The organism is Oceanicaulis sp. UBA2681, assembly GCF_002354675.1.
Classification (GTDB): domain Bacteria; phylum Pseudomonadota; class Alphaproteobacteria; order Caulobacterales; family Maricaulaceae; genus Oceanicaulis; species Oceanicaulis alexandrii.
On sequence record NZ_DEMB01000010.1, the window covers coordinates 236,451 to 243,282 of the forward strand.

General features: G+C 63.7%; 5 protein-coding genes and 1 pseudogene. 4 read left to right on the forward strand and 2 right to left on the reverse strand.

The genetic code is table 11. The annotated features are described in order from the left end of the window. Positions 1 to 601, reverse strand: a 601-nt coding sequence (locus B3M53_RS07880; protein ID WP_349678827.1) for an oligosaccharide flippase family protein, incomplete at its 3' end; no start/stop codon positions are given. Positions 602 to 792: 191 nt separating this feature from the next. Between B3M53_RS07880 and B3M53_RS07885 the strand changes: the two genes are divergently transcribed. The 4 genes from B3M53_RS07885 (at position 793) to B3M53_RS07900 (ending at position 5,270) form a co-directional block, all read left to right on the forward strand. After that, positions 793 to 1,878, forward strand: coding sequence for a GNAT family N-acetyltransferase (locus B3M53_RS07885; RefSeq protein ID WP_273020566.1), 1,086 nt, complete (start codon positions 793 to 795; stop codon positions 1,876 to 1,878). 115 nt (positions 1,879 to 1,993) lie between these two features. Beyond that, complete coding sequence (locus tag B3M53_RS07890) at positions 1,994 to 2,746, forward strand: glycosyltransferase family 2 protein (protein ID WP_022702116.1); 753 nt, start codon at positions 1,994 to 1,996, stop codon at positions 2,744 to 2,746. Positions 2,747 to 2,748: 2 nt separating this feature from the next. Continuing rightward, entirely contained in the window at positions 2,749 to 4,449 is a 1,701-nt protein-coding gene (locus tag B3M53_RS07895; protein ID WP_273020569.1) for an ArnT family glycosyltransferase, read from the forward strand. Positions 4,450 to 4,505: 56 nt separating this feature from the next. Then, the gene (locus B3M53_RS07900) at positions 4,506 to 5,270 is read left to right on the forward strand and encodes a crotonase/enoyl-CoA hydratase family protein (RefSeq protein ID WP_022702118.1); all 765 of its coding nucleotides are present in this window, start codon (positions 4,506 to 4,508) and stop codon (positions 5,268 to 5,270) included. 65 nt (positions 5,271 to 5,335) lie between these two features. Here B3M53_RS07900 and B3M53_RS07905 read toward each other — a convergent pair. Then, positions 5,336 to 6,832 (reverse strand): annotated as a pseudogene (locus B3M53_RS07905) (peptidase); the annotation flags it as partial.

Here is a 6,832-nt window from a genome sequence, read left to right on the forward strand (position 1 = left end):
TATGGGCGCGGTCGCGTTTGGCTTTGCGCGCCAGGGCGGGCAGGTCAAAGACCAGCGCCAGACCCGACGCCAGAGCGAGACCGGCCAGCGGACCCGCTGAACCCAGATCGGTCAAAAGCGTCAACGCGGCGCCAAAGGCGAACCCGCCCGCCAGCGAGAACGTTTCAAGCGCCGAATACCGCCAGGCTTCGCCGGCGGCGCGGCGTGTTTCGAGCGCGATCATGACGCCGGCGCGCAGCAGGAGATAGGCGAGCGCATAAGCGCTGGCGGTCTTCAATGCGGGCGGCAGGTCGAGCGCCAGCAAGAGAAGGCCGCCCAGAATGGCGACCGGCGCGGCGATCATCGCAAACAGGGTGAGGGCGGTGAACAAATGCCCGCCCAACCGGCCGCGGGCGCTGGCGCGGGCGTGATAACGCGCCACGGCGGCGTCCAGCCAGGTAAAGATCAGGGTGCTGATCAGCGCCGAGCCCGTCAGCACCAGCATGTACTGGCCATAGGCGTCAGGCGTCAGCAGCCGGGTGAACACGACCACGCTGCCAAAGCCCACAAGAGCCTGGGCCAGATAGACCGGCAGGTAAGCCAGAAGATGACGGTTCAACATGGGTGGTTCAGAATCCGGATCAGCATGTGGCGCGCCATGCAAGAGCGCGACCGGTCCCAAGCTTGCCTCACAACACTGAAAAACGGCTAAACGCGCGTGATTTTGTGCCGAAGCGGGCCAGATCGGGCGTTCGCCAAGCCTTTGTTCAGTCTTGTCTGTCAGGACTGTCGCAGAATGAAACGGGGACCGGGATGCAGATGCTGAGCGTGGAAGTGACAACACCTCAAGAGCTGAGCGCCACCGAGCGTAACGCCTGGCGCGCCATGACGGCGGTCAATCCGCTCCTGAAAAGTCCGTATCAAACGCTGGGCTATCTTGACGCCATCTCGGCGGCGCGACCCGATATCCGTGTTGCGGTGATCCGCAAGAGCGCGCGCATCGCCGGCTTCTTCGCTTTCCAGAAAGGCCCGATGGGTCACGCTCGCGCCCCGGGCGGCGTCGTCAATGATTGCCATGGGATCATCTGCGCGCCCGATGAAGACATCGCGCTGACGCATGTTCTGGCCCAGGCGAATATTGCGGTGTTCGACTTCCGCGACAGCCTTGCGGCGCAGGCGCCTTTCCGCCGTCATGCCGACAGCGTTGAAGGCGGTTGGGTGATCGATGTGTCCGAGGGCTTTGACGCCTATGTGGCGAGCCGCAAGAAGCTGGGCGGCAATACGTTTCGCAGCGCCATCGGCGCGCCGAAGAAGCTCGCCAAGGAAGGCGCGCTGACGTTCCGCTTTGATGATCGCCGACCCGAAACGCTTGAGGCGCTGTATGCGTGGAAGTCCGCGCAGTATCGCGAGTCCGGCTTTCCGGATCTGTTTGCGCTGAAATGGGTGCGCGATCTTCTGGAGCAACTCTGGCGGCAGGACCGCGCAGAGGGCGCAGGCCTGATGTCCACGCTGGAACTCGACGGCCGTCTGGCGGCGGTGCATTTCGGCCTGATCGGTCCTGAGGTGCTGCATTCGTGGTTTCCGGCCTATGACCCGGACTTCGTCAAACTGACGCCCGGCAACGCCTTGCTGATCGAAATGCTGAAAGCGGGCGCCGAAGCGGGCGTGCATGAACTGCATATGGGACCGGGCGAGGGGCGTCAGAAACAGGCCATGGGCTCGTTTCAGGAAGGCCTCGCCACCGGCTGCATCACCCAGCCCGGGCTTGTGGGCTGGACCCGCCAGATGGCGGGACAGATCGAGAAGACGGCCGAGCCCTTGCCGCTGGGTCCGCTGGCGCGGGCGCCAGGCAAGGCGTTTCGCAAGATTGACCGGATCGCGGCGCTTTACGGCGTCTGATCGGGCCGGATCGCAGCCTGCGCTTCGGGTTGTGATTGCCCGTCTTGTACGGATCGCGCTAAACCGCTGGCATCAGACCGCGCGTCTTGCGGTCGGCTTTGCCAGATGAGCGTCCATGAGCATCCCAGCCCTGTCCATCGTCATTCCCGCCTTTAACGAAGCGGCCAGCATCGAAGAGGTGGTCAAGGAGGCGATCTCGGTCTTCTCTGAAGGGCTGGAGAGCTTTGAGATCATTGTGGTCGATGACGGCAGCGATGATGACACCGCTGGCGCGCTTGGTCCGCTCTCTGAGGCCGATCCGCGCGTGCGCGTCATCCGTCATCCCAACCGCTCCGGAAAAAGCGCCGGGCTTCGCACAGGATTCCTGGCGGCGCGCGCGATCTGGGTCGCGACCATGGATGGCGACGGACAGGATGATCCGCGGTCGGTTCTGGAAATGAGCAAGGCGATTGATCTGTCGACCGTGGACACGGTGGGCGTGGTGGCCGGGTGCCGGCAAAACCGCACGGACGGGGCCAATCGCAAATTCGCCTCGCGCTTCGCCAATGGTCTGCGCCGCTCGCTCCTTAATGATGACTGTCCGGATACGGCCTGCGGCCTGAAAATTCTGCCGCGTGATCTGTTCCTTGTGATGCCCTTCTTTGACGCCATTCACCGCTACTTGCCTGCTTTGGCGGGGCATCTGGGCTTTGAAACGCTCAATGTCACCGTGGTGAACCGGCCGCGGGCGGCGGGCGAGAGCAAATACACCAATCTCGGCCGCGCGGCGGCGGGTCTGTTTGACCTGTTGGGCGTCATCTGGCTGATGCGTCGCACGCATTATCCGGATCCGCACATGCTGCTGGGCGCTCGGGGTGGAGATCGCTGACCATGACCGGTTTTATTTCATCACTGACCGAGCCGGGCCAAAGCGGCGGGCTGTCTCGCCGCGCCTGGATTGTGGTGATGTTGCTGGCGGTGATCGCGCACTTCCCCGGATTGTTCTCGATCCCGGCCATGGATCGTGATGAAGCGCGCTATGCGCAGGCCAGCCGGCAGATGATGGAAACCGGCGACTTCGTCGATATCCGCTTTCAGGACGATCCGCGCCATGTGAAGCCCAGTGGCATCTATTGGCTGCAAGTGATCACCACCCAGCCTTTCGGCGGTGAGACCGCCCCCATTGGCGCGCACCGCCTCCCCAGTTTTTTCGGGTCCCTGATCGCTGTGGCGCTGACCGCCTGGCTGGGCGCGCGATTGTTCTCGCCATCGGTGGGGCTGGTAGCCGGGATCGTGATGGGGCTCGGCCTCGCCATGCAGATCGAGGCGCGCACCGCCAAGACTGACGCCGCCTTGCTGGCGGCGGGCATGTTCGCCCAGGTCGCGCTGGCCATGCTGATGCTGAAAGTGCAGGAGGCGAAGCCGAAATTCTGGGGCTGGCCTGCCGTGCTTTGGGCCGGGACCGGCGCTGCAATCGCCATCAAGGGGCCGATCATCTTCATGGTCACGGCCTTGACCCTGATCGGGTTTGTCGCGCTGAAGCGTGATCTGAAACTTCTACTGAAAATCAGGCCTTTGCCGGGGCTTCTTCTGGCTTGTGCGATCTTCCTGCCCTGGCTCATCGCGATCAACATCCAGACCGATTGGGGCTTCTTCCAGGAAGCCGTGGGGCATGCCCTGTTCGGCAAGGTCGGCGTCGCGGACGACAGTCATGGCGGTCCGTTCGGCTATCACACCTTGCTGATGCCGGTGACGCTTTGGCCGGCGTCCGCGCTCTTGGGGCTCGCTGGCTTGGCCGCCTGGTCGCGGCGCAGCGAGGCGGCTGTCCAGTTCCTGCTGGTGTGGATCCTGCCGTCCTGGTTGGTGTTTGAGTTGATCCAGACCAAGCTGCCTCATTATGTCTCGCCCATGTTCCCGGCCATCGCCATTCTGATCGGTCTGGGTCTGGTGAACGCGAAGGCGCTGCTCAGCGGCTGGAAGCAATGGACGCTGTTTGGCGTCATCGCAGCGCTGGCCATTGTGGTGGGCGCGCTCGTGGGGCTGGTGCCCTGGATCGGCCAGATCGAGTTTGGCGAACCCGTCAGCCTCGCCAGCAAGGTCACGGCCGTGATGGGCGCTCTGGCGGTGATCAGCCTGGTCTGGCTGGCGTTCAAACCTGATCTGACGCGGCTTCTGGCGGTCAGCGTGGCCAGCGCGTCGGTCTATGTGGTCGCTTTTGGCGTCGCCATTCCCGGCGTCCACAAGCTGTGGCCCTCCTATAACGCCGCCCGCATCGCGGAGACCTTCACGGGCTGTGAGACGCTTAATGTGGCCACTGCAGGCTATCGCGAGCCGTCCAACGTCTTCAATTTCAGCACCGATATCCTGCTCGGAACGGATGGCGCGGAAACGGCGGCGTTTTTGTTGGCGCACCCGCAATGCGGTCTCGCTGTTGTGGACCAGTCTGAGCAGGCCGCTTTCGAGGCCGGACTCGAGGGCGCGGGTGTCCGTCAGCTCGCCGCGCTTGAGGGCTATAACGCCGTGAAGGGGCGCGATCTGACCTTGCGCTTTTACACGCTTGAAAACTCCGCTCTTCAGGCGCCGGCCCAATAGGACTTGTCTAAGCGTCAGTGCTGACCGACTCTGATGAGAATTCAGGGAGGACAGTCATGAGCGTTCAGTACGAAACGCGCGGCGCCGTCGCCATCATCACCATCAACCGGCCGGATCGGCGCAACGCCGTGGACGGTCCCACCGCTGACCATCTGGCCGAGGCGTTCCGGCGTTTTGACGCCGACGAAAGCTTGAGCGTCGCCATCCTCACCGGGGCTGGCGGCACGTTCTGCGCCGGCGCGGATCTGAAAGCGGTCAGTACGGGCGAGGGGCGCAACCGGGTCGAAGAGACCGGCGACGGTCCCATGGGGCCTTCTCGGCTCAGATTGAGCAAACCAGTCATCGCCGCGATTGAAGGCCACGCGGTCGCGGGCGGGCTGGAGCTGGCGCTGTGGTGTGATCTGCGGGTCATGGCCGAAGACGCCGTGTTCGGCGTCTATTGCCGACGCTTCGGCGTGCCGTTGATTGATGGCGGCACGGTGCGCCTGCCACGCCTGATCGGTCAGTCGCGCGCTATGGACATGATTCTGACGGGGCGCACGGTTGAGTCAGGCGAAGCGCTCTCAATCGGTTTGGCGAACCGGGTGTCCGGGCCCGGTCAGGCGCTCAAGACGGCGCTTGAGCTTGCCGATCAGATTGCGGCTTTCCCCCAGCTCTGCCTGCGCCATGACCGACAGTCCGTGCTGGAGCAATGGGGACTGGATGAAGCGGACGCCATGCTCAACGAGGTTCGGCTCGGGATCAAAACCCTGACCAGCGGTGAAACGGTGGAAGGCGCGACCCGCTTCGTAAAAGGCGAGGGCCGGCACGGCCAGTTCTGAGCGCCCATTAAAAAAGCGCCCCGCCAGATTGCTGGCGGGGCGCTCTCAGTCAGTGATCCAGCGTCTTACTCTTCTTCGTATTCGCCGCGGGCGCGGTCGATCATGGGGGAGAAGAAAATCGCGTTCATCAGCAGACGCTCCGAACCGGGGAAGGTGGCCCGGAAGACGGGGTTGTCCGCCATCATGATCACCGAGCCGCGGCCCAGACGCTGGGCGACGACGGCAGGCGTGCCTGCGATCTCGTCCTGGCGCATCTGCGACGCGTAACCGCTCAAGAGCGGATCGTCGGTGTATTGCAGCGGCACCGCATAAGGATCGTCCTCGGGACGGATCAGAACGTCGGTGATGTTGCGCTGAACCGCCAGCGTGCGATCCCCAAAGCCGAAGCCCAGCGGGTGAGACGTGTCGAGATCGGTCTCAAACAACGCGCCGCCGATAATATGCTCGGCTTCACGCACCGCCATATCGGCGACGTTGAGACGCGTCATGGCTTCGGCGTCGTCCTCTGAGCCGTTCGCCTCGTCCTCATCGTCCGCCTTGCGGTCAAAGAAGGCCTCCTGCGCCCAGACGGCCGCCTGGCGAGTGGCGATCAGCGTGCCGCCATCGCCGCGGATCCAGTCGTCAACCTCTTCCTGAATGCTGTCTGACAGGCGAGCATTGCCGCCGACCAGAATGAGGTGGGTGTATTCGCTCCAGTTTACGCCGCCGAGATCATCCTTGCGCACAAGGGTGACTTCCATGTTGTGACGGAAATCGAGGGTCCACCACACCTCACCCGAGTCATAGCGCGTCAGGCCGTCATCGAAGGCCAGCAGCACCTTGGGCGTCTCAACCGAACGGAACACGCGCGCTGCGCCGAAATCCGCGCCTTCATTAGGGGTCAGGCCTGAGGTGAGGGCGTGGACGGTGACGCCATCCTCAGACGCGATGGTCTCCATCAGCGCGTGAATGTCTTCACGGCTCATATCCTGACGGGCATAGGGGATGAAGATCGCGCCACGACCCAGCTCAACCCGGCCACGCGTGGTTTCGGCGGTCACAGGTTCCGTACCCGCCCGCGCCAGCAGCTCGGCGGACAGGATCCGGTTCAGCGCGCGCGGGGCGAAGGTGTGCGACCATTCCAGCGCATAGCCATAGGGCGCCACATCCGGGGCGGGAGCGGCCTCAAAGGCGCCATCCGCCAGCTCATCTGACATGGAGACCGAGCGCAGACCGCCGGTCAGGGCGGAATACTCAAGGTCATAGGCCAGCGGCAGGGTCCAGCCCGAGACGTCATAGAAGATGTTTTCGGGGAACTCGGTGACCTGGTCAAAAACGCCGCGGATCATCCGGTGCTGGTCCTGGTTCATCGGCACCACAAAGGATTCGCCCGCTGCATAGGTGCGGCCATCGGCGCGTACGTCGCCCTCAAGCGTGTAGACGTCGATATCGTGCATGCGCAGAAGACGCACGAAACGGTTCGCCCGTTCAGGGTCGCCGGCCGCGGTGAACACAAAGGCGCGGCGATTGTCGCGGCTCGCCATCTGGGCGGATTCCGCAAAATAGCTGGTCTGATACTCGAT